At 63.6% G+C, this 22026-nt stretch carries 23 protein-coding genes; 9 read left to right on the top strand and 14 right to left on the bottom strand.

Translation table 11 applies throughout. The features are described from left to right. Window positions 1-125 precede the first annotated feature (125 nt). Both NCS58_RS02010 and trmL read left to right on the top strand, forming a co-directional pair. Complete coding sequence (locus NCS58_RS02010; RefSeq protein ID WP_409241782.1) at window positions 126-884, top strand: phosphoribosyltransferase family protein; 759 nt, start codon at window positions 126-128, stop codon at window positions 882-884. A gap of 22 nt (window positions 885-906) precedes the next feature. Continuing rightward, complete coding sequence (trmL, locus tag NCS58_RS02005; RefSeq protein ID WP_250537742.1) at window positions 907-1377, top strand: tRNA (uridine(34)/cytosine(34)/5-carboxymethylaminomethyluridine(34)-2'-O)-methyltransferase TrmL; 471 nt, start codon at window positions 907-909, stop codon at window positions 1375-1377. Here trmL and NCS58_RS02000 read toward each other — a convergent pair. The 5 genes from NCS58_RS02000 to NCS58_RS01980 all read right to left on the bottom strand — a co-directional run bounded on the left by NCS58_RS02000 (window position 1350) and on the right by NCS58_RS01980 (window position 4154). Continuing rightward, window positions 1350-1880, bottom strand: a complete 531-nt coding sequence (locus NCS58_RS02000; RefSeq protein WP_250537741.1) for an O-acetyl-ADP-ribose deacetylase — start codon at window positions 1878-1880, stop codon at window positions 1350-1352. The genes trmL and NCS58_RS02000 overlap by 28 nt on opposite strands. Before the next feature lie 29 nt (window positions 1881-1909). After that, window positions 1910-2908, bottom strand: coding sequence for an NAD(P)H-dependent glycerol-3-phosphate dehydrogenase (locus tag NCS58_RS01995; RefSeq protein WP_061116859.1), 999 nt, complete (start codon window positions 2906-2908; stop codon window positions 1910-1912). Between the two features lie 28 nt (window positions 2909-2936). Further along, a complete protein-coding gene (secB, locus tag NCS58_RS01990) occupies window positions 2937-3407 on the bottom strand; it encodes a protein-export chaperone SecB (protein ID WP_250537740.1) in 471 nt (156 codons plus the stop codon). Window positions 3408-3471: 64 nt separating this feature from the next. Next, window positions 3472-3732, bottom strand: a complete 261-nt coding sequence (grxC, locus tag NCS58_RS01985; RefSeq protein ID WP_061116857.1) for a glutaredoxin 3 — start codon at window positions 3730-3732, stop codon at window positions 3472-3474. Further along, on the bottom strand, window positions 3729-4154 hold the full coding sequence (locus NCS58_RS01980) for a rhodanese-like domain-containing protein (RefSeq protein WP_061116856.1): 426 nt from the start codon (window positions 4152-4154) through the stop codon (window positions 3729-3731). The genes grxC and NCS58_RS01980 overlap by 4 nt, the downstream gene beginning before the upstream one ends. A 182-nt stretch (window positions 4155-4336) precedes the next feature. Here NCS58_RS01980 and gpmA point away from each other — a divergent pair, with 182 nt between their 5' ends. The 4 genes from gpmA (at window position 4337) to NCS58_RS01960 (ending at window position 9128) form a co-directional block, all read left to right on the top strand. Next, the gene (gene gpmA / locus NCS58_RS01975; protein WP_250476226.1) at window positions 4337-5083 is read left to right on the top strand and encodes a 2,3-diphosphoglycerate-dependent phosphoglycerate mutase; all 747 of its coding nucleotides are present in this window, start codon (window positions 4337-4339) and stop codon (window positions 5081-5083) included. Window positions 5084-5349: 266 nt separating this feature from the next. Beyond that, window positions 5350-6933 carry a S41 family peptidase gene (locus NCS58_RS01970; protein WP_250537739.1) on the top strand — a complete coding sequence of 528 codons (1584 nt, stop codon included), beginning with the start codon at window positions 5350-5352 and terminating at the stop codon, window positions 6931-6933. A gap of 103 nt (window positions 6934-7036) precedes the next feature. Beyond that, entirely contained in the window at window positions 7037-7807 is a 771-nt protein-coding gene (locus NCS58_RS01965; RefSeq protein WP_061116947.1) for a molybdopterin-synthase adenylyltransferase MoeB, read from the top strand. A gap of 103 nt (window positions 7808-7910) precedes the next feature. Next, complete coding sequence (locus tag NCS58_RS01960; protein ID WP_250537738.1) at window positions 7911-9128, top strand: autotransporter strand-loop-strand O-heptosyltransferase; 1218 nt, start codon at window positions 7911-7913, stop codon at window positions 9126-9128. Here the strand turns inward: NCS58_RS01960 and ptsP are convergent. The 7 genes from ptsP to NCS58_RS01925 all read right to left on the bottom strand — a co-directional run bounded on the left by ptsP (window position 9125) and on the right by NCS58_RS01925 (window position 16605). Continuing rightward, window positions 9125-10885, bottom strand: a complete 1761-nt coding sequence (gene ptsP, locus NCS58_RS01955; RefSeq protein ID WP_250476223.1) for a phosphoenolpyruvate--protein phosphotransferase — start codon at window positions 10883-10885, stop codon at window positions 9125-9127. The two genes, NCS58_RS01960 and ptsP, sit on opposite strands and share 4 nt — an antisense overlap. Window positions 10886-11106: 221 nt before the next feature. Next, window positions 11107-11376, bottom strand: coding sequence for an HPr family phosphocarrier protein (locus NCS58_RS01950; protein ID WP_061116851.1), 270 nt, complete (start codon window positions 11374-11376; stop codon window positions 11107-11109). A gap of 36 nt (window positions 11377-11412) precedes the next feature. After that, on the bottom strand, window positions 11413-11901 hold the full coding sequence (locus NCS58_RS01945; RefSeq protein ID WP_061116850.1) for a PTS sugar transporter subunit IIA: 489 nt from the start codon (window positions 11899-11901) through the stop codon (window positions 11413-11415). A gap of 283 nt (window positions 11902-12184) precedes the next feature. Continuing rightward, complete coding sequence (gene gshB, locus NCS58_RS01940; protein ID WP_061116849.1) at window positions 12185-13141, bottom strand: glutathione synthase; 957 nt, start codon at window positions 13139-13141, stop codon at window positions 12185-12187. Between the two features lie 52 nt (window positions 13142-13193). After that, entirely contained in the window at window positions 13194-14483 is a 1290-nt protein-coding gene (gene gshA / locus NCS58_RS01935; protein ID WP_061116848.1) for a glutamate--cysteine ligase, read from the bottom strand. A gap of 276 nt (window positions 14484-14759) precedes the next feature. Continuing rightward, complete coding sequence (locus NCS58_RS01930; RefSeq protein ID WP_061116847.1) at window positions 14760-16235, bottom strand: ammonium transporter; 1476 nt, start codon at window positions 16233-16235, stop codon at window positions 14760-14762. 31 nt (window positions 16236-16266) lie between these two features. Continuing rightward, window positions 16267-16605 carry a P-II family nitrogen regulator gene (locus NCS58_RS01925; RefSeq protein WP_014190273.1) on the bottom strand — a complete coding sequence of 113 codons (339 nt, stop codon included), beginning with the start codon at window positions 16603-16605 and terminating at the stop codon, window positions 16267-16269. Window positions 16606-17051: 446 nt separating this feature from the next. On the opposite strand from NCS58_RS01925, the gene NCS58_RS01920 reads away from it, so the two are divergent. Together NCS58_RS01920 and NCS58_RS01915 are read left to right on the top strand one after the other, a co-directional pair. Then, window positions 17052-17318 carry an accessory factor UbiK family protein gene (locus tag NCS58_RS01920; RefSeq protein WP_061116946.1) on the top strand — a complete coding sequence of 89 codons (267 nt, stop codon included), beginning with the start codon at window positions 17052-17054 and terminating at the stop codon, window positions 17316-17318. A gap of 89 nt (window positions 17319-17407) precedes the next feature. Further along, the gene (locus tag NCS58_RS01915) at window positions 17408-18952 is read left to right on the top strand and encodes a YifB family Mg chelatase-like AAA ATPase (RefSeq protein WP_250537737.1); all 1545 of its coding nucleotides are present in this window, start codon (window positions 17408-17410) and stop codon (window positions 18950-18952) included. Window positions 18953-19331: 379 nt separating this feature from the next. Here NCS58_RS01915 and NCS58_RS01910 read toward each other — a convergent pair whose 3' ends face one another. Continuing rightward, on the bottom strand, window positions 19332-19934 hold the full coding sequence (locus NCS58_RS01910; RefSeq protein ID WP_250537736.1) for a hypothetical protein: 603 nt from the start codon (window positions 19932-19934) through the stop codon (window positions 19332-19334). Between the two features lie 155 nt (window positions 19935-20089). On the opposite strand from NCS58_RS01910, the gene NCS58_RS01905 reads away from it, so the two are divergent. Beyond that, window positions 20090-20626, top strand: a complete 537-nt coding sequence (locus NCS58_RS01905) for a peroxiredoxin (RefSeq protein ID WP_250537735.1) — start codon at window positions 20090-20092, stop codon at window positions 20624-20626. Window positions 20627-20682: 56 nt separating this feature from the next. Here NCS58_RS01905 and NCS58_RS01900 read toward each other — a convergent pair whose 3' ends face one another. Then, complete coding sequence (locus NCS58_RS01900; RefSeq protein ID WP_250476201.1) at window positions 20683-22017, bottom strand: sigma-54 dependent transcriptional regulator; 1335 nt, start codon at window positions 22015-22017, stop codon at window positions 20683-20685. Window positions 22018-22026: the final 9 nt, after the last annotated feature.

Genomic DNA, 22026 nt, shown 5'->3' with positions numbered 1-22026 from the left:
CCCGTGCGAAGTGCTGATACGAGGCATAAACGCTTCCTGAGGCGCAACGAATGGGCGTGTTTAGCGCTTCGAGCCGTGATTTTCCCGATCTCGCCGTCATGAAAGCCGACAGCAACCGTCCTCCAATTCAAACGCCCATGGCAGCGCGCCTTCGCGAATTCGCGTCGGCCGCGAAACGGTTCGCCGCCTACGCGCTGCCGAGCCGGTGCGCGTTGTGCGGCAATTTGTCGCAAAGACTGCTCTGCGACGGTTGCGACGCGCAGTACTGGAACGAGCCGCGTCTGCGCTGCGCGACATGCGCGCTGCCGCTGTCCGCGTCTTTACTCCGACGGGAACGCGACGACACGCGTGCGCACTGCGCCGCGTGCCTCGAATCGCCGCCCGCGTTCAACGACACGCTCGCGCTCGCAGACTATCGCGCGCCGCTCGATACGCTCGTCGTCGAATTGAAGTTTCGTGCGCGGCTTGCAGCGGGCGAAACAATTGCGCGGCATTTGCTTGCTGTCTTCGAGGACAGCGATCTGCCCGCGCCGGACCTGATCGTGCCCGTGCCGCTGTCCCATGCCCGGCTCGTCGCACGCGGCTATAACCAGGCGTGGGCGATGGCGCGTCCGCTTGCGCGCATGATGAACGTGCGAAGCGACGCGTCTGTCGTGACGCGTGTGCGGCACACATCGGCACAATCGCGGCTGGATCAGGAAACGCGCCGCCGCAATGTCGCGAGCGCGTTCGCCGTTTCGGGCGATGTGCGCGGGAGGCACGTGGGCGTGGTCGATGATGTGATGACATCCGGCGCGACGCTCGACGCCCTCGCCCGCACGCTCAAGCATGCCGGTGCGCGCCGCGTGACCAATTTCGTGGCGCTCCGTACGCCGAAAGATTAACCACCTTCATTCACAGCAATCCATGTTCAACGTCGTACTCGTCGAACCCGAAATTCCGCCGAACACCGGCAACGTGATCCGCCTCTGCGCGAACACGGGCGCGCGCCTGCATCTGATCGAGCCGCTCGGCTTCCCGCTCGACGATGCGAAGATGCGCCGCGCCGGCCTCGACTATCACGAGTACGCCGAAATGAACGTGCATGCGAATTGGGATGCCTTCATTGCCAGAGAAGCACCCGATGCCACGCGCATGTTCGCGTTTACCACGCGCGGCTCGACGCCGTTCTTCGATCACGCGTTCAAGACAGGCGACTGGTTCGTGTTCGGGGCCGAGACGCGCGGCCTCGCGCCCGCATTGCTGGAGCGCTTTCCGACGGAACAGCGCGTGCGCCTGCCGATGCGGCCCGGCAATCGCAGCCTGAATCTGTCGAATACGGTGGCGATCGTGACGTTCGAGGCGTGGCGTCAGGCGGGCTTCGAAGGCGGCGCCTGAGCATCGAGCTCGGCCTGATAGAGCGCGAGCATGTCGTCCTGAAAACACGCAAAGACGACGTGTCGCACAGCAGGCATGGAGGGCAAGGTGTCGATGACGGTCCGCACCGCGATCCGCACGGCCTGGTCCGGTGGAAAGCGGTAGATGCCGCAACTGATCGCGGGAAACGCGAGCGACTCGCAGCCGGCTTCCTGAGCGAGTTCGAGCGAGCGGCGGTAGCAGTTTGCGAGCAGCTCAGGCTCTTTCCGGTGGCCGCCGCTCCAGCGCGGACCGACCGCGTGAATGACGTGCTTCGCGGGAAGATCGTGGCCGCCGGTGATTTTCGCATCGCCGGTTTCACAGCCGCCGAGCGTCTCACATTCGCGCAGCAAACCCTTGCCCGCCTTTCGATGAATCGCGCCGTCGACGCCACCACCGCCGAGCAGCGATTTGTTCGCCGCATTGACGATAGCGTCGACGTCGAGCGTGGTGATGTCAACGACTTGCGCTTCCAGTTTGACCATCGCACCCCTCCTTGCGGATGAACGCGATGCTATTCGGCCTTCGCGTCCCGGCTCAGCAACGCCTGCACCGCATCGCGCGGAGCCACGTTTTCGAAGAGCACGCGGCATACCGCCTGTGTGATCGGCATCTCGATGCCACGCGATTGCGCGAGTCCAAGCACCGCGCGCGCGCATCGCACGCCTTCCGCGACGTGGCCGAGCGCCGCGAGGATTTCGTCGAGCGTACGTCCGCTCGCGAGTTGCTTGCCGACCGTCCGATTGCGCGACAGATCGCCCGTCGCGGTGAGAATGAGATCGCCCAGGCCGGTCAAACCGTTGAAGGTCTCCGCGCGGCCGCCGAGCGCGACGCCCAGCCGCGACATCTCCGCGAGCCCGCGCGTAATCAGCGCCGCGCGCGCGTTCAGACCGAGGCCGAGGCCGTCCGAAATGCCCGTGGCGATCGCCAGCACGTTCTTGACGGCACCGCCCACTTCGACGCCGATGACGTCATCGCCGGTATATATGCGCATCGCGCCGTGGTGGAACGCCGCGACCGTGCGCGCGCCCAGTTGCGCGGACGTGCTCGCGACCGTCAGCGCGACCGGCAAGCCCTGCCCCACTTCGCGCGCGAAGCTCGGGCCGGAGAGCGTGCCGTTGCTGCGATGCGCCGGCAGTTCGGCGGCGACGACTTCGTTGGGGAGACATTGCGTATCCGCCTCGAAGCCTTTGCAAAGCCAGACGATATGCGCCGGCACGACGCCGGCCTGCCGCATCGCGCGGCACAGTGCACGCAAGCCGGCGACAGGCGTCGCGACGACACACAACGCTTCGTCGGCCGATGCGTGTGTGAGCGCCGCCGTGAAATCCGCCTCGAATGCGAGCGTGTGCGGCAACGCGACGCCTTCGAGATAGCGCGTGTTTTCGTGCGTGCGGGAGAGGGATTCGATGAGCGCGGCGTCGCGCGCCCAGAGCTTCGTGTCGTGCCGGGTCGCAAGGTGGCCCGCAAGTGCGGTGCCCCACGCGCCGGCGCCGAGAACGGCTACTTTCATGCCCGGCTCCGGTTCGGCAGAGTCAAGGTTAATGCGTCGCGCCGTTGGCCGCGCCTTCCTGCGCGTTCGCGAGCTGGGCGATGCGTTGCTCGTACAGCGCCTGGAAGTTGATTTCCGCGAGGTGAATCGGCGGGAAACCGGCGCGCGTGATCGCATCGGCGATGTTCGAGCGCAAGTAGGGGAACAGGATGGTCGGGCACGCGATGCCGACGAGCGGATCGATCTGCTCGGCCGGAATGTTGCGGATATCGAAGATGCCTGCCTGCTTCGCTTCGATCAGAAACGCGACCTTGCCCGCGACCTTCGCCGTCACGGTGCCCGTGACCAGCACTTCGAAGACACTTGCGGCGAGCCGGTCGGCCTTCACGTCGACTTCGACTTCGACCGACGGCATTTCCTGCTCGAGAAAGATGGCCGGCGAATTCGGCTGCTCGAGCGACATGTCCTTCAGATAGATGCGCTGGATATTGAAAAACGGCTGATTGTTCTCGTCGGACATAGTAATTCCCTAGGTAATTCGGTATGCGGCGCGTCTATTCATTGAACGCGCCGCTAGTGTGCCTTCAGGCGGATTCGAGCAGCGGCACGAGACCGCCTTTGCGATCGAGCGCGGACAGATCGTCGTATCCGCCGACATGCGTTTCGCCGATATAAACCTGCGGCACGGTGCGCCGGCCGGTGCGCGTCATCATTTCCTCACGCCGGCCCGGTTCACGGTCGATCAGGATCTTCTCGATTGTCTCGACCCCGCGGGACTTTAAAAGACGTTCGGCCATCTGGCAATACGGGCACACGACCGTGCTGTACATCATCACTTTCTTCACTTGACTGCTCCTTGTTTCACCACCGGCATGCCGGCTTTTTGCCAGGCGTCGACTCCACCTTGCAAAACGTGGACCTCGGCGTAACCCGCTTCGGACACGGCGCGGCTCGCACGCTGCGATTCTTGACCGGTTTGGCAAACGAGCACGACCGGATTGCTCTTATTCTTTGCGATCTGGCCGATTTTTGCTTGAAGCTCCGTCAATTCGACGTTTCGTGCCTGCGGCAGATGCCCTTTCGCGAATTCGGCAGCCGGCCGCAGATCGACGATCACGGCATTGCGCCGGTTGATGAGCGTGGTGGCTTCGGCAGCGGAAATGCCGCCTCGCCCGCGCCGCGAGATGGCGGGCCAGAGGAGCAGCGCGCCGGAAACGAGCGCGATGACAATGAGTGCGATATTCGTGTAATTGGTGAAAAACGTCACGTCAGGGCCGCCAGAATTTAGTAGGAAAGGAAGAAAGGGGAATTGGGGCAATCGGAGCATTATAAAATAACCGTTTCCCGCGATGGCCTCCGCCGTCCGGCCGATGGCGACGCCCCGCCTGCACGCGCAAGATGCCGGGGTGCGATCGGCGCACCCGCTTTTTCAACTGACCGACCGAAATCATGTACAAGCTAGTGCTCATCCGCCACGGCGAATCGACGTGGAACAAGGAAAACCGCTTCACCGGCTGGGTCGACGTCGACCTGACCGAGCAGGGCAACCGGGAGGCGCGTCAGGCCGGCGTGCTGTTGAGGGAAGCTGGCTACACGTTCGATATCGCCTATACCTCGGTGCTCAAGCGCGCGATCCGCACGCTGTGGCACGTGCAGGACGAGATGGACCAGATGTACATCCCGGTCGTGCATTCGTGGCGTCTGAACGAGCGGCACTACGGCGCGCTCGCGGGTCTGAACAAAGCCGAGACGGCCAAGAAGTATGGCGACGATCAGGTGCTCGTATGGCGCCGCAGCTACGACACGCCGCCGCCCGCGCTTGAACCGGGCGACGAGCGCGCGTCGTACAACGATCCGCGCTACGCCAAGGTGCCGCGCGAGCAGTTGCCGCTCACCGAGTGTCTGAAGGACACGGTCGCACGCGTGCTGCCCATCTGGAACGAGTCGATCGCGCCGGCCATCAAGTCGGGCAAGCAGGTCGTCATTTCGGCGCACGGCAACTCGATCCGCGCGCTCGTCAAGTATCTGGACAATATCTCCGATGACGACATCGTCGGGCTGAACATCCCGAACGGCGTGCCGCTCGTCTACGAGCTCGACGAAAACCTGAAGCCCATCAAGCACTACTATCTGGGCGATCCGGAAGCCATCGCGGCTGCGCAGGCCGCTGTCGCCAAGCAGGGCAAGGCGGGCTGAGGCCGTATCGCAGGCCGCGCGATGACTTGGTCGCGCGGTGCGATTCGCATGCGAGGGCGTCGTAAAAAGCGCCCTCGCCGCATATGACGCGCGGCTGACGGCGTGCCGGCGGCATCGACATATTGGCTTTGAAACGTGCGCAACCCTACGCTGCGAGGCGTCAAAGCCTCTGGCATTTAAGTTGCGTTTAAGTCGTCGATCAAGACGAGCGGGTATACTGGCCCGTCACCTACGTTGCTGCTCATTCGATTCCGACCGCACCCCCTATGCGAAAGAACCTGAAAAATTTCGGCCTGATCGCCGCAGGCGTTGCTGCCGGCGCACTCGCAACATTGCAGATTTCCGCATCCGCACAGCAATCCGCCTCCTCGCCGCTGCCGCTCGAACAATTGCGGCTGTTCGCCGAAGTTTTCGGGCAAATCAAGCACGAGTACGTCGAACCTGTCGACGATAAGAAGCTCCTCACCGCCGCCATCAAGGGCATGGTGTCGAGCCTCGACCCGCACTCGTCGTATCTCGACAAAACCGATTACGAAGAACTGCAGGAGCAGACCAAGGGCCGCTTCGCGGGCCTCGGCATCGAGATTTCTTCGGAAGACGGGCTCATCAAGGTGATCTCGCCGATCGAGGACACGCCCGCGTTCCGCGCCGGCATTCGTCCGGGCGACCTCATCACGCGCATCAACGACAAGCCGGTGCGCGGCATGACGCTGGATAAAGCCGTGAAGCAGATGCGCGGCGAACCGGGCACGAAGGTCACGCTCACGATCTTCCGCAAGAGCGACGACCGCACCTTCCCGCTCACCGTGACGCGCGCCGTGATCCGCGTGCAGTCGGTGAAGATGAAAGTGCCGGAACCGGGCTATGGCTATATCCGCATCACGAGCTTCCAGGAGCGCACGGTGCCGGATCTCGCCGCGAAGCTGCAGGATCTGGCGCGTCAGCAGCCGAATCTGAAGGGGCTCGTGCTCGACCTGCGCAACAACGGCGGCGGCCTGTTGCAAAGCGCGGTCGGCGTCGCGGGCGCATTCCTGCCGGACAACGCCGTGGTCGTGTCGACCAATGGACAAATCGCGGACGCGAAGCAGACCTTCCGCGACACCTACGACAACTACCGCCTGCCCTCCTTCGATTCCGATCCGCTCAAGAGCGTGCCGGAGATCTTCAAGAAGGTGCCGATGGTCGTGCTGACCAACGCCTACTCGGCGTCGGCTTCGGAAATCGTCGCGGGCGCGCTGCAGGATCATCACCGCGCGCTCATCGTGGGCAAGACGACGTTCGGCAAGGGCTCCGTCCAGACGGTTCGCCCGATGACCGCAGACTCCGCGCTGCGCCTGACGACTGCCTACTACTACACGCCGAGCGGCAAGTCGATTCAGAACCAGGGCGTGCGCCCGGACGTTCCGGTCGATCAGTACGCGGACGGCGATCCGGATGACGCGCTCGTCACGCGCGAAGTGGACTACTCGAACCACCTCGCCAACACGCAGGATCCGAACGAGAAGAAGGAGCAGGAACAGCGCGAGGCCGATCGCCTGGAGCAACTGCGCATTCTCGAAGAGCAAAACGACAAGAAGACGCCCGAGCAGCGCCGCAAGGATCGCGAGCGCAAGCCGGTCGAGTTCGGCAGTTCGGACGACTTCATGCTCCAGCAAGGGCTGAACAAGCTCGAAGGCAAGCAGGTCGTGGAGTCGAAGTCGTACAGCGAACGCAAGCTCGCGCAGAACAAGCCGCCGCGTTCGGCATCGGCGCCGGTCGTGGCGCCTCCGGCGCTGCCGGCCATGCCGGGCTCCGCGCCGGCGTCGGGCGCGCAGCCGGCCTCGTCGCCGACCGCGCAGCAATCGAAGTAAGTTTCCCGTAGTCCGGCAAAAGGCTTCGCAGCATGACGTTGCGAAGCCTTTTCTCTTTTGCGCGCTTAGAATGCTTCGTTCGAGCAAGCCGATTCTTTCCGCGATGAACGACGATCAACTCCTTCGCTACTCCCGCCATATCCTCGTCGATGAAATCGGCATCGAGGCGCAGGAGCGCTTTCTCGACGCGCACGCGATCATCATAGGCGCAGGCGGCCTCGGCGCGCCCGCGGCGATGTATCTCGCGGCGGCGGGTGTCGGAAAGATCACGCTGGTCGATGCCGATACCGTCGATCTCACGAATCTGCAGCGGCAGATCGTGCACATGACGCGATCGGTCGGCACGCTGAAAGTGGAATCGGCTCGCGAGACATTGAACGCATTGAATCCCGGTGTCGAAGTCATCGCGGTGAGCACGCGCGCGGACGCCGCATGGCTCGATGCCAACGTGCCCGGCAGCTCGGTCGTGCTCGATTGCAGCGACAACTTCGCAACGCGCCACGCGATCAACGCGGCTTGCGTTGCGCATCGCGTGCCGCTCGTGTCGGGCGCGGCGTTGCGTTTCGACGGGCAGATCAGCACCTTCGATTTCCGCTCGCCGGACTCGCCCTGCTACGCGTGCGTGTTTCCGCCGGATCAGCCGTTCGAGGAAGTCGCGTGCTCGACGATGGGCGTGTTCGCGCCGACGGTCGGCATCATCGGTGCGATGCAGGCGGCCGAGGCGCTGCGCGCGATCGGCGGCTTCGGCGAGACGCTTGCGGGCCGGCTGATGATGCTCGACTCGCTGCGCATGGAATGGAACACGATGAAGATCGCGCGACAGCCGGATTGCCCGGTCTGCGCAAACGCGGCGATTCGTGAAGCGGCGCGCTAATTGGGTCACGTCCTAGGCGGCGTTCGGGTCGATCCACTTAAGCTGTCCGATCCTTCAATCGGCCGCCCGGCAGCGGGTGCGCCGTCAAAGACCGGATCGTCACTTGAGCATCGTCACTTCATCGGCAAGCACGCAGCGCGGCCTTACACAAAGCGCGTTCGTCCGGCCATCGCTTCCGAAATTCGTCGGACCGGAAGGCATTCTCTATGATTTCAATTACGGGTGCCGCGTGCGGGTGCCGGTCGACGGCTGGCGAGTCCGCATGGTCGACCTGGACACGTTCAGCCTGGTTTTCGACGAGGCCGTCGAAGCCGATTCGATCGTCACGAGCAGGCGTAAATATTTCGTGCGCTTCGAACTGCAGGTGTTCGACGGCGAGCGCCTCGTTTTTCGTCACGCGTACGACGCGCGCGGCCGTCACGTCCTGATTCGTCCGTCCGGCACGGCGCTCGGCGACACGCTCGCGTGGATGCCTGCCGTGGAAGCCTTCCGGCTGCAGGAGCAGTGCGAAGTTCACGTCGCGCTGCCCGCGCATCTGCAAGCGCTATTCGTGAAGGGCTACCCGGAGATGCGCTTCGTGTCGCCCGAATCCGCCGATTCGCTCGATGAACCGTTCTACGCCACGTACCTTCTCGGCTTCTTCTCGCCGTACACCGATCGCGATCACCAGCCAACCGATCCGCGGATGAGCAGCCTGCAGGATGCGGCCGCGTATCTGCTTGGCGTGCCATGCAAAGAGCGACGGCCGAACATCGTGGTTGCGGATTCGGCGCGGCCTCTCGCTCAGCGCTACGTGTGCATCGCGACGCAATCGACGGCGCAGTGCAAGTACTGGAACAACCCGCGTGGCTGGCCGGCACTGATCGACCATCTGAAATCGCGGGGATACCGTGTCCTTTGCATCGATCGGCATCGCGAATACGGCGCCGATGGCGCCCTCAACGCGATGCCGGAAGGCTGCGAGGACTTCACCGGCGATCGTCCGCTCGAAGAGCGGGCGGCCCTGCTCAGGCACGCGGATTTTTTTGTGGGACTCAGCAGCGGACTGTCCTGGCTCGCGTGGGCGGCGGGCACGCCCGTGGTGATGATCAGCGGCTTCACCCATCCGCATACCGAGTTCCGCACGCCGTATCGCGTGATCAATTTCCACGCATGCAACAGTTGCTTCAACGACACGACTTGCGACTTCGATGACAGAGACTTTCAGTGGTGTCCGCGCCGCCGCGACAAACCCGGGCGCTTTCAATGCAGTTCGGCGATCTCACCCGAGCAGGTCATCGCTCAGGTGGAACGACTGATCGCCGATCACGGTCTGGCCTAGACCTTCTGGAGCTGCGCGAGCGCGGCCTGCAGCTCCGCAGGCTCGTAAGCCGCGAGCACGTCCGCGACCGGTTTGTCGAACGCCTTCAGATTCGAGCGCAAGATTTCCTGCTTCACGACGAGCAACTGGCTCGGGTGCATCGAGAATTCGGTGAGTCCAAGCCCGAGCAGCAGACGCGTGACGGAGGGGTCTCCCGCCATTTCCCCGCACACCGACACCGGCACGCCCGCGCGCTTCGCCTCGCGCAGCGTGAATGCGATCAGGTTCAGCACCGCCGGATGCAGCGGGTCGTAGAGATGCGCGACGGAGTTGTCCGCGCGATCGATCGCGAGCGTGTACTGGATCAGGTCGTTCGTGCCGATCGACAGAAAATCGAGCCGGCTCAAGAACAGCCTCACCGCAATGGCCGCAGCGGGAATCTCGATCATCGCGCCGACCTGAATCTGCCGGTCATACGCGATGCCTTCCTCGTCCAGCTGACGCTTCGCCTCGCGGATCAGATCGAGCGTCTGGTCGATCTCCTGTGCGTGCGCGAGCATCGGAATCAGGATCTTCGTCGGGCCGAACGCCGACGCGCGCAGGATCGCCCGTAACTGCGTAATGAACATCTGCGGCTCGGACAGGCTCCAGCGGATCGCGCGCAGGCCGAGCGCGGGATTGGGCGCGGTCTCGTAGCCGTCGCCGCCGCTCATCGAATCGAGCGGCTTGTCGGCGCCGACGTCGATCGTGCGGATCGTCACCGGCTTGCCGTTCATCAGTTCGACCGCGCGCTTGTACGCCTCGAACTGCTCCTCTTCCTCCGGCAACTGATCCTTGTGATTCATGAAGAGGAATTCCGTGCGGAACAGGCCCACGCCCATCGCGCCCGCCTCGACCGCGACTTGGGCGTCGTCCGGCAGTTCGATGTTCGCGCACAGCTCGATCTTGGTGCCACAGAGCGTTTGCGTCGGCGAGAACTTGAGGCGTTGCAGCTTGCGCTGCTCCAGCACCTTCTCGCTCTGCCGGTACGAATACTCTTCGAGGACGATCGGCGCCGGATCGACGATGACGATGCCGTGATCTCCATCGACGATGATGAGATCGTTCTGGCGAATCAGCACGCTCGCCTGCTGCACGCCGACGGACGCCGGAATGCCGAGACTGCGCGCGACGATCGCCGTGTGCGACGTGCGGCCGCCGAGATCGGTCACGAAGCCCTTGAACGCCTGCGTCTTGAACTGAAGCATGTCCGCCGGCGCGATATCGTGCGCGACGACGATCATCTCGTTGTGACCGTTGCTCGCGGCCGTATGCACGACGAGCGACGCGGCCGTCGGCGCGCCGGCGAGCGCCTTCAAGAGACGCTCGACCACCTGCTCGACGTCGGCCTTGCGTTCGCGCAGGTATTCATCCTCGATTTCGTCGAAATAGCCGCCGAGAATTTCCAGTTGCTCGGTAAGCGCCCACTCGACGTTGTAGCGGCGGGTGCGGATGAGATCGATGGTTTCCTGCACGAGCATGGCGTCGTTCAGGATCATCGTATGAACGTTGATGAACGCGCTCATTTCGCTGGGCGCGTCGGCGGAAAGATCGTCGCGCAGTGCTTCGAGCTCGGCGAGCACGCCCGCCTGCGCCGCGTGAAAACGAGCGATTTCGGCGTCGATCTGATCGGGTTCGATCAGATAATGATCTACGTCGAGCGCTGCCGGCGCGATCAGGTACGCGCGCCCAATGGCGATGCCGCGCGAGACGGGAATTCCATGCAGCGTGAAGGACACGCGCACCTCCTCTAATTTTGATTGTCGCGGTCTGCCGGGAGCCCCCTCGGCGGGCGCAAACCGCGCGTCCATTATAAGTTCGATTGACGCGGTAAGTCCCTGAACACACTGCGGCGTCAGGGCCGGAACGGTTGCGCGAAGTTACGCGAGCGCGTGACGCAGATACGAAAAAGCCGCGTCGATGCGCGGCTCTTCATTGAATCTCCAGGGCGGCGAAGCGCTTACTGCCCTTCCCCGAATTTGTCGGCGATCAGCGCGAGCATTGCCTGCATCGCTTCGGCTTCGTCGGCGCCTTCGGTTTCGATAGTCACCGTGCTGCCGATGCCCGCCGCCAGCATCATCACGCCCATGATGCTCTTCGCGTTGATCCGGCGGCCGTTGCGGCTCATCCAGATTTCGCATTGAAAGTTGCCCGCCAGTTGCGTGAGCTTCGCCGAAGCGCGTGCGTGGAGCCCCAGCTTGTTCACGATTGTTGTTTCTTGTTGCAGCATGATGCTCCGAACGCTAGATGGATGAATTGAGCGGCGTCAGTGGCTGGCGGCCTTCGTGCTGACGAGATCCGCGCTCGCCGAGCATGCCGGATCGGGCGAGCCGGCAGCTTTCGTCGCGAGGGCGCAGGGGTTGAGCGGCGTGGACGAATCCAGTTCCTGAATGCCCTTCGAGCCGCCCTGCAGGATTTTTTCGGTCAGCGTGTCGAGCGGCGTCGCGCGGTAGCACACGGCGCGCACCAGCATCGGCAGGTTGCAGCCGGCGAGCACGCGCACGTCGGTATCGTGGAGGCTCGCCGCGATATTCGCAGGCGTCGCGCCGAACACGTCGGTGAGCACGATTGCGCCGTTTTCTTCCTTCAGACGATCGATCTCGGCGCGTGCGAACGCGCGAACTTCGACCGGATCGCAGTCCGGCATCACATCGATGACGCCGATGCGCGCCGGCAGACCGCCGTAGATATGAGCCACGCACTCGCGTAGCGCGGTGGCGAAAGGTGCATGCGCGATGATCAGGATGCCAGCCATGTCAGGATATTGCCCCAGCGACGATTTATCGGCAAAAGTCAGACGATAACGTACAAAGTTCGCTCGAAAGCGCGCGAGCGGCGCGGAACACAACTCCTACGTGGGCGCGGATCAGGCGGAAATCAACCGCTTCCACTCGATGATCTCCAGCCTGCGCCTCGATGCTTAACCGAGCTTTAAGACGCGATTGCGCCCCAAAACCGCAGCCAGCGGGAAGTCAATTGTAACAGTGCCGCCGAGTTGAGTTTGACGCGCTGTCCGCGCGCTCCGTGCGCCGGCGGACTCAGTCGGCCGCGCGCTCGAGCGCGTCGATGAACATGCCGGCGACGTCGAAGCCGGTCTGATCCATGATCTCGCGGAAGCACGTCGGGCTCGTCACGTTGACTTCGGTCAGGTAGTCGCCGATCGCGTCCAGCCCGGCGAGCAGCAAGCCGCGCGCTTGCAGCACCGGCCCGAGCGTTTCGGCGATTTCACGATCGCGCGCCGACAGCGGCTGCGCGCGGCCAAGACCGCCCGCCGCGAGATTGCCGCGCACTTCGCTGCCCTGCGGAATGCGCGCGAGCGAGTACGGCACGGGCTGCCCGCCGATCACGAGGATGCGCTTGTCGCCGTCCTTGATTTCGGGGATGAACCGTTGCGCCATGACCGTGCGCGCGCCGTCCTCCGACAGCATCTCGACGATGGAACCGAGATTCATGCCGTCCGCCTTCACGCGGAACACGCCCATGCCGCCCATGCCGTCGAGCGGCTTGAGGATCACGTCGCCATGTTCGGCGTGGAAGGCACGCAAACGCGCTGCGTCGCGCGTGACGAGCGTGGGTGTGACGAACTGCGGCCATTCCGCGATGGCGAGCTTCTCCGAATGATCGCGGATCGCCTGCGGTTTGTTGAAGACGCGCGCGCCGTTGCGCTCGGCGATCTCCAGCAGCCATGTGGCGTTGACGTACTCGAGATCGAAGGGCGGATCCTTGCGCATCAGCACGGCATCGAAATGCGTGAGCGGCAGATGCTCCGCCTGCTCGGCCGCATACCAGGGCCAGCGGTCGCTGTTCGCCTCGTCGCCGACGATCGCAATGCGTCGCACACTCGCCTCGACCCGGCTTCCCGTCCACGCGAGATGCTGCGGCTCGCACGCAAAGAGCACGTGGCCGCGGCGCGCGGCTTCGGCCATCATCGCGTAGGTCGTGTCCTTGTAGATCTTGAAGCGATCGAGCGGGTCGGCGATAAAGAGGATGTTCATGACAATTCGCTAGTTCGGTGCGCGGCCTGCGAGCTTACCGCAAGCCGCCGTATCACACCTGAATGGCTTCCGGATCGGTCTTCTCGAGCTCGAGCGATGCCGCCAGTAACGCGAGCCGCGCGACGACGCCATACATGTAGAAGCGGTTCGGCGGCGCGGCGCCGGGTTTGGCGTGCGTGTCGGGAAGCGCGGTGTGCTCGAAACCGAGCGGCACGAAATGCATGCCCGGCGCGTTGAGGTTCTGGTCGCGCTCACGCGACTCGTGCACGCGATAGAAACCGCCGACGACATACCGGTCGATCATGTACACCACCGGCTCGGCAACCGCATTCTCCACGCGCTCGAAGGTATGCACGCCTTCCTGCACGATCACGTCGTGGACTTGCAGTCCTTCCTTCGCGTCGTTCATCTTCGTGCGCTCGCGCTTGGTCAATGCGGCGACCTCGCTCGCGTCGTGAACGGTCATCACGCCTTTTCCGTAGGTGCCGGCATCCGCCTTGATCACGACATACGGCCGCTCGCTGATCCCGTACTCGCGATACTTCTTCGCAATCTTCTTGAGCACGCCGTCGATGGCCTCGGCGAGCGCTTGCTCGCCGGTGCGCGCTTCGTAATCGACGCCTTCCACGTGCGCGAAATACGGATTCACCATCCACGGATCGATCTCGACGAGCTTCGAAAACTTCTTCGCGACGTCGTCATAGCAGGAGAAATGCGTCGACTTGCGGCGCACGGCCCAGCCGGCGTGCAAGGGCGGCAGCAGATACTGCTCATGCAGATTCTCCAGCACGGGCGGGATGCCCGCGGAGAGATCGTTGTTGAGCAGGATCGAACAGGGATCGAAGTTCTTCAGGCCAAGACGCCGCGGCGTGCGTTCGAGCGGCTCCAGCACGATCTTCTGGCCATCCGCGAGCGCAATGGTCACCGGACCGTGAATGTTCTCGTCAAGCGTCCCGAAGCGGATATTGAGTCCGGCCTGCCGCATGATCAGCGCGAGGCGCGCGACGTTCTCGAGATAGAACGCGTTGCGCGTGTGGCGCTCGGGAATCACGAGCAGATTCTTCGCGTCCGGGCAGATTTTCTCGATGGACGCCATCGCCGCCTGCACCGCAAGCGGCAGCACTTCCTGCGGCAGATTGTTGAAACCGCCGGGAAATAAATTGGTGTCGACGGGCGCGAGCTTGAACCCCGCGTTGCGCAGATCGACCGAACAGTAAAACGGCGGCGTGTGCTCTTGCCATTCGAGCCGGAACCAGCGCTCGATAGCGGGCATGGCCTCGAGGATCTTCCGCTCGAGGTCGAGCAGCGGGCCACTTAACGCCGTAACTAGGTGCGGAACCATTGATCACTCGCGAACTGGGGACGAAAGATTGTAGAGCAATTGCTTTGCCTAACTGGGTATGAACCACCAGTCGACAAGGTCTCCCGGCCATTGACACCCGAGTACGAACGCCCGGTTCGCCCTTTCACACGATCCGTTGCGCGCGAGTGGTTCGACGAAAGCCCGACGAAAACCGTTCAGCGAAAAAAAGCCCGCCGTGAAGGCGGGCGAAGTCGCTGCGCTCGTTCCTTACGTTGCAACCGACGCCCTCCCCGGACGTCCGGTTGCGACGAATCCTTATTCGACGTGCTCGCCGTGCAGCGTGACGTCGAGACCTTCGCGTTCCTGTTCTTCCGTGACACGCAGGCCCATCGTCATGTCGATGACCTTGAGCAGGATGAAGCTGACGACCCCGCTGTAGACCAGCGTGACGAGCACGCCCTTTGCCTGCACGAGCACGCTGCCGTCGAAGCCGCCGATGTCCTTCACGGCGAACACGCCCGTCAGCAACGCCCCGATGATCCCGCCCACGCCGTGCACGCCGAACGCGTCGAGCGAGTCGTCGTAGTTGAACTTGTGCTTGAGCCACGTCGCCGACCAGAAGCAGACCACGCCCGCGACGATGCCGATCACGATCGCGCCCGTCACGCCGACGAAGCCCGACGCCGGCGTCACCGCGACCAGACCCGCGACGGCGCCCGAAATGATGCCGAGCACCGACGGCTTGCCCTTCGTGATCCACTCCGCGAACATCCAGCCGAATGCGGCGAACGCCGTGGCGATCTGCGTCGTGAGCATCGCGAAGCCGGCACGGCCGTCAGCCGCCACCGCCGAACCCGCGTTGAAGCCGAACCAGCCCACCCACAGCATCGACGCGCCGATCAGCGAGAGCACGAGATTGTGCGGAGCCATCACTTCGCGGCCGTAGCCGACGCGCTTGCCGAGCACCAGACAGCACATCAGGCCCGCGATACCGGCGTTGATGTGAACCACCGTGCCGCCCGCGAAGTCGAGCACGCCAGCCGACGCGAGCCAGCCGGTCGGTTCCCAGACCATGTGCGCGACCGGCGAGTAGACGATCAGCGACCACAGCGTCATGAACACGAGCATCGCGGAGAACTTCATGCGGTCGGCGAATGCGCCGGTGATGAGCGCCGGAGTGATGATCGCGAACGTCAGCTGGAACGCGAAGTAGACCGACTCCGGTATGGTCGTGGCGAGGTGGCTCACGGTGAGCGTGGTCGCCTTGTCGCCCTTGATGTAGGCCATGCCGTGCAGGAACACGCGCGAGAAGCCGCCGATGAACGAGCCGCCCGGTGTGAACGCGATGCTGTAGCCGACGACGGTCCAGAGAATCGTCACGAGACAGCAGATCGCGAAGCTCTGCATCGCCGTGGCGAGCACGTTCTTCTTGCGCACCATGCCCGCATAGAAGAGCGCGAGACCCGGAATCGTCATGAAGAGCACGAGGGCGACCGAGGTCAGCATCCAGGCGGTGTCGCCCGAGCTGATCTTGGACGAATCGATCATGACCGGTTCGGTCGGCGCGGCGGGCGCTGCATCCGACGCGCCCGACGCTGCTGCCGCCGCCGATGCGGCTTCCGCCGACGACGCCATCGCCGTGTTGGCGGAGGCCGGTGCACTTGCGGCGGTATCGGACGACGCGGGTGCCGAGGCAGCGGCCGGAGCGGACGCATCCTGGGCGAGAGCGGTGCCGACATTCGCGCCGACCAGCGCGCCCGCCACCAGCAGTGACATCAAAAAGTTACGCATTCTTCTGGTTCCTCTTATCGCCAATTTCTTGTTAGAGCGCGTCGGCGCCGGTCTCGCCGGTGCGGATGCGAATGACCTGTTCAATCGCGGTGACGAAAATCTTTCCGTCGCCGATCTTTCCCGTGCGCGCGGCGCGCTCGACGGCCTCGATCGCCTGATCGACGATGTCGTCCGATACGGCCGCCTCGATCTTCACTTTCGGCAGAAAGTCGACGACGTACTCCGCGCCCCGATAAAGCTCGGTGTGCCCTTTCTGTCGGCCGAAGCCTTTCACCTCGGTCACCGTGATGCCCGAGACGCCGATGGCCGACAACGCTTCGCGCGCTTCGTCCAGCTTGAACGGCTTGATGATTGCGGTAATGAGCTTCATGAGTCCCTCGCTGTGGTGTGCTGATCCTTCGATGCCTTCTAAAGCGGGATGCGCTGGGTGTTACCGCGACGTCTGCCCTGCCGGGGCCGCTCAAAGAAGCGTGCAGAAAAGGTCCGCGCCAGTTATGCAACTCGTATGCCATGCGAGCACTCATGCGGGTTTCGGCGGTTTACGGAAACCTTCGTTCGAAGGGTCGGCCGAACGGCCAACGCGCGCCGCGCATGCTGGCGCCGGGGTAGGTTCGTTGCTAGAGTGGTCTGGAGGTCCCGCAAAAAGGGGCATGGGCGGACAACGCGAGCGCGGCGGCAGCGCTAAAATCGCGGCGCCTCGACGGTGCCCCAGGCATGCCGGCGCAGTGAGTCGCGCGCACCAATTTCGAACATTCGAAAAAACGGGGCACTGACCTAACAATGAATGCACTTTTTTTGTGCAAGAAGGGAGAAACGATGAAGCAGCCCAACGACGTTTTCAACGATTTGCAGCAGAAGATGAGCGATCTCTTCAAGAATTCGCCCGCGAAAGACGTCGAAAAAAATATGAAGGCGATGCTCTCGCAGGGGTTCTCGAAGCTGGATCTCGTGACGCGCGAGGAATTCGACACGCAGACGCAGGTGCTGGTGCGCACACGCGCACGTCTGGAGGAACTCGAAAAGCGCGTCGCGCAACTGGAGCAGCGTCTCGCGGGCGCAGGCTCCAGCACCACGCAGGACTGAGCGCCGGTCCTGCCGCATACCTCGGCTAGCGAGCCGTGAGTTTCTAGTTTTTTTGCCGGCGCGGTCGAAGCGCCGTTTCAGGTGAAATCATGTCGCTTGCCGTGGTACGCAGCCGCGCGCCCGCTCCTGGGCGCGCGCCCGAAGTCGTCGTCGAAGTCCATCTCGCCAACGGGTTGCCGTCGTTTTCCATCGTCGGCCTGCCCGATCTCGAAGTCCGTGAAAGCCGGGAGCGCGTGCGCGCCGCGCTTCAGAACTGCGGTTTCGATTTTCCCGTCCGCCGGATCACCGTCAATCTCGCGCCAGCCGATCTGCCGAAGGAAAGCGGCCGCTTCGATCTGCCGATCGCGCTCGGCATTCTTGCAGCGAGCGGTCAGATCCCGGCCGAATCGCTCGAGCATCGCGAGTTCGCCGGTGAACTGTCGCTCACCGGCGCGCTGCGTCCGATGCGCGGCGCATTCGCGATGGTCTGCGGCGCGGCGCGTCACTATGCATCGATCCGCGATCCGGATACGCGCATCACGGAGATCTACGTGCCGCTCGCAAGCGCGGCGGAGGCGGCGCTCGTGCCGGGCATCGAGGTGTTCGGCGCGGCGGACTTGCCTACGCTCTGTGCGCATCTGAACGGTGTCCCCGATGCGCGGCTCAGGCCGGTGCACGCCGCGCCGCTTGCGCCGATAGCCGAGCCCGCCGCCGATCTCGCCGACGTGATCGGCCATCCCGCCGCGCGGCGCGCGCTCGAAGTGGCCGCCGCGGGCGGACATCATCTGCTCATGGTGGGACCGCCCGGCGCGGGCAAATCGATGCTCGCCGCGCGCTTGCCGGGCCTGCTTCCGCCAATGAACGACGACGAAGCGCTCACCTCCGCGGCGATCCTCTCGGCGAGCTCGCTCGGCTTCACGCCCGGGCAGTGGCGGCGACGGCCGTTTCGCGCGCCGCATCATTCGTCGAGTGCGGCGGCGCTCGTCGGCGGGCGTAATCCGCCGCAGCCGGGCGAGATCACGCTCGCGCATCTCGGCGTCCTGTTTCTCGACGAGTTTCCCGAGTTCGATCGAAAAGTGCTGGAGACCCTGCGCGAACCGCTCGAAGTCGGCCAAATCACGATTTCGCGCGCCGCGCAGCAGGCGGACTTTCCGGCGGCCTGCCAGCTCGTCGCCGCGATGAACCCATGTCCGTGCGGCTGGCGGGGCGACCCGAGCGGACGGTGCCGCTGCTCACCCGATGTCGCCGCACGTTATCTTCGCAAACTGTCCGGGCCACTGATGGACCGCATCGATATTCAAATCGAACTGCCGGCACTATCGCCGGCGGAACTGTCGGCGCGCGACGTGAAACGCGGTGAGCCGAGCGCCACGGTCGCGGCGCGCGTCGCGGCGGCGCGCGACATTCAGGTGCAGCGTCAGGGCAAGATCAACCGCGACCTCGACGGTCGCGAGGCTGACGAAGTCTGCCGCCCCGATTCGACCGGAGAAGCGTTGTTGCGCGCGGCGGGCGAACGCTTCGGCTGGTCGGCGCGCGCGTACTACCGCGTGCTCAAAGTCGTGCGGACGATCGCCGACCTCGCCGGTGCCGATATGCCCAATGCATCGCACGTCGCCGAGGCAGTTCAGTATCGGCGGCTGCCGACGGCTGCCTAACGTCGACGCTGCCAAGCACGGGTCCAAGCCCTGCTACCACGAAAAGCGCTTGTCAAGACTTGACTTATGCACACTGAACCGATCCGGGACGATCTTTCATCCGATCAAACCCCCGTTTCCAGTCGTTTTTGCAGACCATTGATTTTATTGAATTATTTAACTTGCCACGAACGAAGGCAAACTAACGTAAACCGTATGAACTGGGCTTTTGCGCGCCACCGCACATTCTTTTCCACAATGTTATCCACAGACATTGTGGATAGCGGAAAAAGTCCATATGAATCCGTGAATTAGCGCGTAAACTTACGAGGAAACCTAGCTTGTTTTCGCGAATGCAGGACGCTCTTAAATCAACGCGTGCAGAATTCGAGGCCTTCCTCTAAAAGAGTTTGAAGGACGTAAAGAATTGTTCTGCCTGCTCTCGGGGCGGCGCTTTGTCCGACACGATCGCCAGTTGATAGACGTGCGCGCCGCGCGCGACGAATCTCGCCTGAATCGTCCGCGACTGGTGTTTCTCGCCGCCTTCGCCTTTCACTTCCATCTCGCTTCCAAGCACGCGCCCGCCGGCGGCGAGTTCGATTTGCGTCGCACGCGCGCCCGGTTGCGCGTTGACGTTGCGCGCGAGCCCCTGCTGAAGGAAATCGAGCGTCGCCCGCTGCAATTGCGGGTCGGCATTCGGCAGCACCACCGTGCCGACGGCGAAGACGGCATCGCCGGCTTCGGCGGTTTGCATGCGCATCGTCATCGACTGGCCGGCAATTTCGATTTGCCGCTCCTCCGAACGCGGCTTCGCGGGCAACGTCACTTCGTAGCCATCGTCGTTGTTCATCACGGTGCGCCAGTCGTACGAGGGCGTGCACGCGAGTAAGGTGCCGCATGCGACAGATGCGCACACCCATTTGGTGGCCGACTTCAGGCTCGGAAGAATGCGCGATGTTGCACGATGCCAGAGAGACGGAAACACGGAGAAAACTCGCTTCATAAGGAACCGCTGCGTGGAAAAGCATCATTATCGCGCTGCAATGCCGGACTTATCGGCGCGTCAGGAATCCATCCCGAAATTGGCGCTAAAATAGCCAGCAGTCTCCGTTCCGGCGGAGTCCGCAAACTGCGGAAATGAGCAACATGAGGTTCCACATGTCCCAATCCACGCAAGACACATCCACGCGCACCAAGAGCCCGCTGCGCTACATCGTGATGGCGCTCGTCGCGGGCGTGATCGCCTGCACCGGGTATTTCGCCTTCGGCGGCCAGCAGAAGGTGCCGGATGCGACTTTCACGCTGCTTTCGGGACAGAAGATTTCCACGTCGGGCGATCTCAAGGGCAAGGTCTACCTCGTCAACTTCTGGGCGACGAGCTGCGAGACCTGCATGAAGGAAATGCCGCAGATGATCGACACGTACAACAAGTTCAAGGGCCGCGGCCTGGAGTTCGTGGCGGTCGCGATGAACTACGACGCGCCGATGTACGTCAGCAACTACGCGCAGACGCGCAACCTGCCGTTCAAGGTCGCGATGGACGACGGCAGCGCCGCGAAGCAGTTCGGCAACGTACAACTGACGCCGACGACCTTCGTCATCGACAAGAACGGCAAGATTTTGAAGCGCTATGTCGGCGAGCCGACGTTCGCGGAACTCGATCAACTGCTCGACAAGGCGCTCGGTTCGGCCTAAAGCGCCGCTTCCGAAAATCAGACGAAAAGCCCGCTGGCGCAACCAGCGGGCTTTTTTTATCGCTCGGACGAATCGCCTTTCACGACGATTCCATACCGCTTTATCTTCTCGTACAACGTCGCCTTGCCGAGCTGGAGCCGGTCCGCGGCCACAGCGACCGCGCCGCCGCAATGCTCAAGCGCCTCCGCGATCACCGCGCGCTCGAACTGCTCGGTGCGTTCCTTGAGCGATTGCGTCGACAGGTCGAGTGCGGCCGCGCCGCCATCATCGAGAATGCCGAGCACCATGCGATCCGCCGCATTGCGCAGCTCGCGCACGTTGCCGGGCCAGTCACGCTGCATCAGATCCGCGCGCTGGCGATCCGTGATGAGCGGCGCGGGCCGCTCGTAGCGCACGGCTGCATCGAGCAGAAAATGTTCGAAGAGCGGGACGATATCTTCGCGCCGTTCGTTGAGCGGCGGCAGCGTGATCGTCACCACGTTCAGCCGGTACAACAGGTCGCGGCGGAACGTGCCGTCGGCGACGTGTTCGTTCATGTCGCCCTTCGCGGCCGCGACGACACGCAGATTCGCGCGCACCGGCTGATTCGAGCCGAGCCGCTCCAGCACGCCGTCCTGCAGCACGCGCAGCAGCTTGACCTGCAACGAGAGCGGCATGCTTTCGATTTCATCGAGAAAAAGCGTGCCGCCCGACGCATGCTCCAGCTTGCCGATGCGCCGCTTCTGCGCGCCGGTGAAGGCGCCCTGCTCGTAGCCGAACATCTCCGATTCGAACATCTGCTCCGGCAGCGCCCCGCAATTCACCGCGATGAACGGCTTGTCGCGACGCGGCGACATTTCGTGCAGGCTTCGCGCGATCAGTTCCTTGCCCGCGCCGGTATCGCCGTTGATGAGCACGGAGGCATCCGTCGGCGCGACGTTCGCGATCAGCCGCCGCACCTGCTCGATCGCCGGACTGCGCCCGATGATGCGGCTTTGTCCCGCCAGCTCCCGCCGCAACGCCTGATTTTCGAGCACCAGCGATCTGCGCTCGAGCGCGCGGCGCACCGCTTCGATCAATCGCTCGGAGGCGAACGGCTTTTCGATGAAGTCATACGCGCCGTCGCGCATCGCCTGCACGGCCATCGAGATATCGCCGTGGCCGGTGACGAGGATCACCGGCACTTCGGGCGCGCGCTCGCGGCATTGCGCGAGCAGATCGAGGCCGCTCGCGCCGGGCAGACGGATATCGCTCACGATCACGCCGGGGAAACTCGCGTCGATCGCGCGCGCGGCGGACTCGACGCTGCCGTGGCCGGTCACGTCGAAGCCCGCGAGTTGCAGGGTCTGCACGCTCGCGCGGCGCACGAGTTCGTCGTCTTCGATGAAGATCACCTGCAAACCGGGCGTCATTGTCTTGTC

This window comes from Caballeronia sp. INML3B, from assembly GCF_023631305.1.
Lineage (GTDB): Bacteria > Pseudomonadota > Gammaproteobacteria > Burkholderiales > Burkholderiaceae > Caballeronia > Caballeronia turbans.
This window is presented reverse-complemented; position numbering and strand designations above follow the sequence as displayed.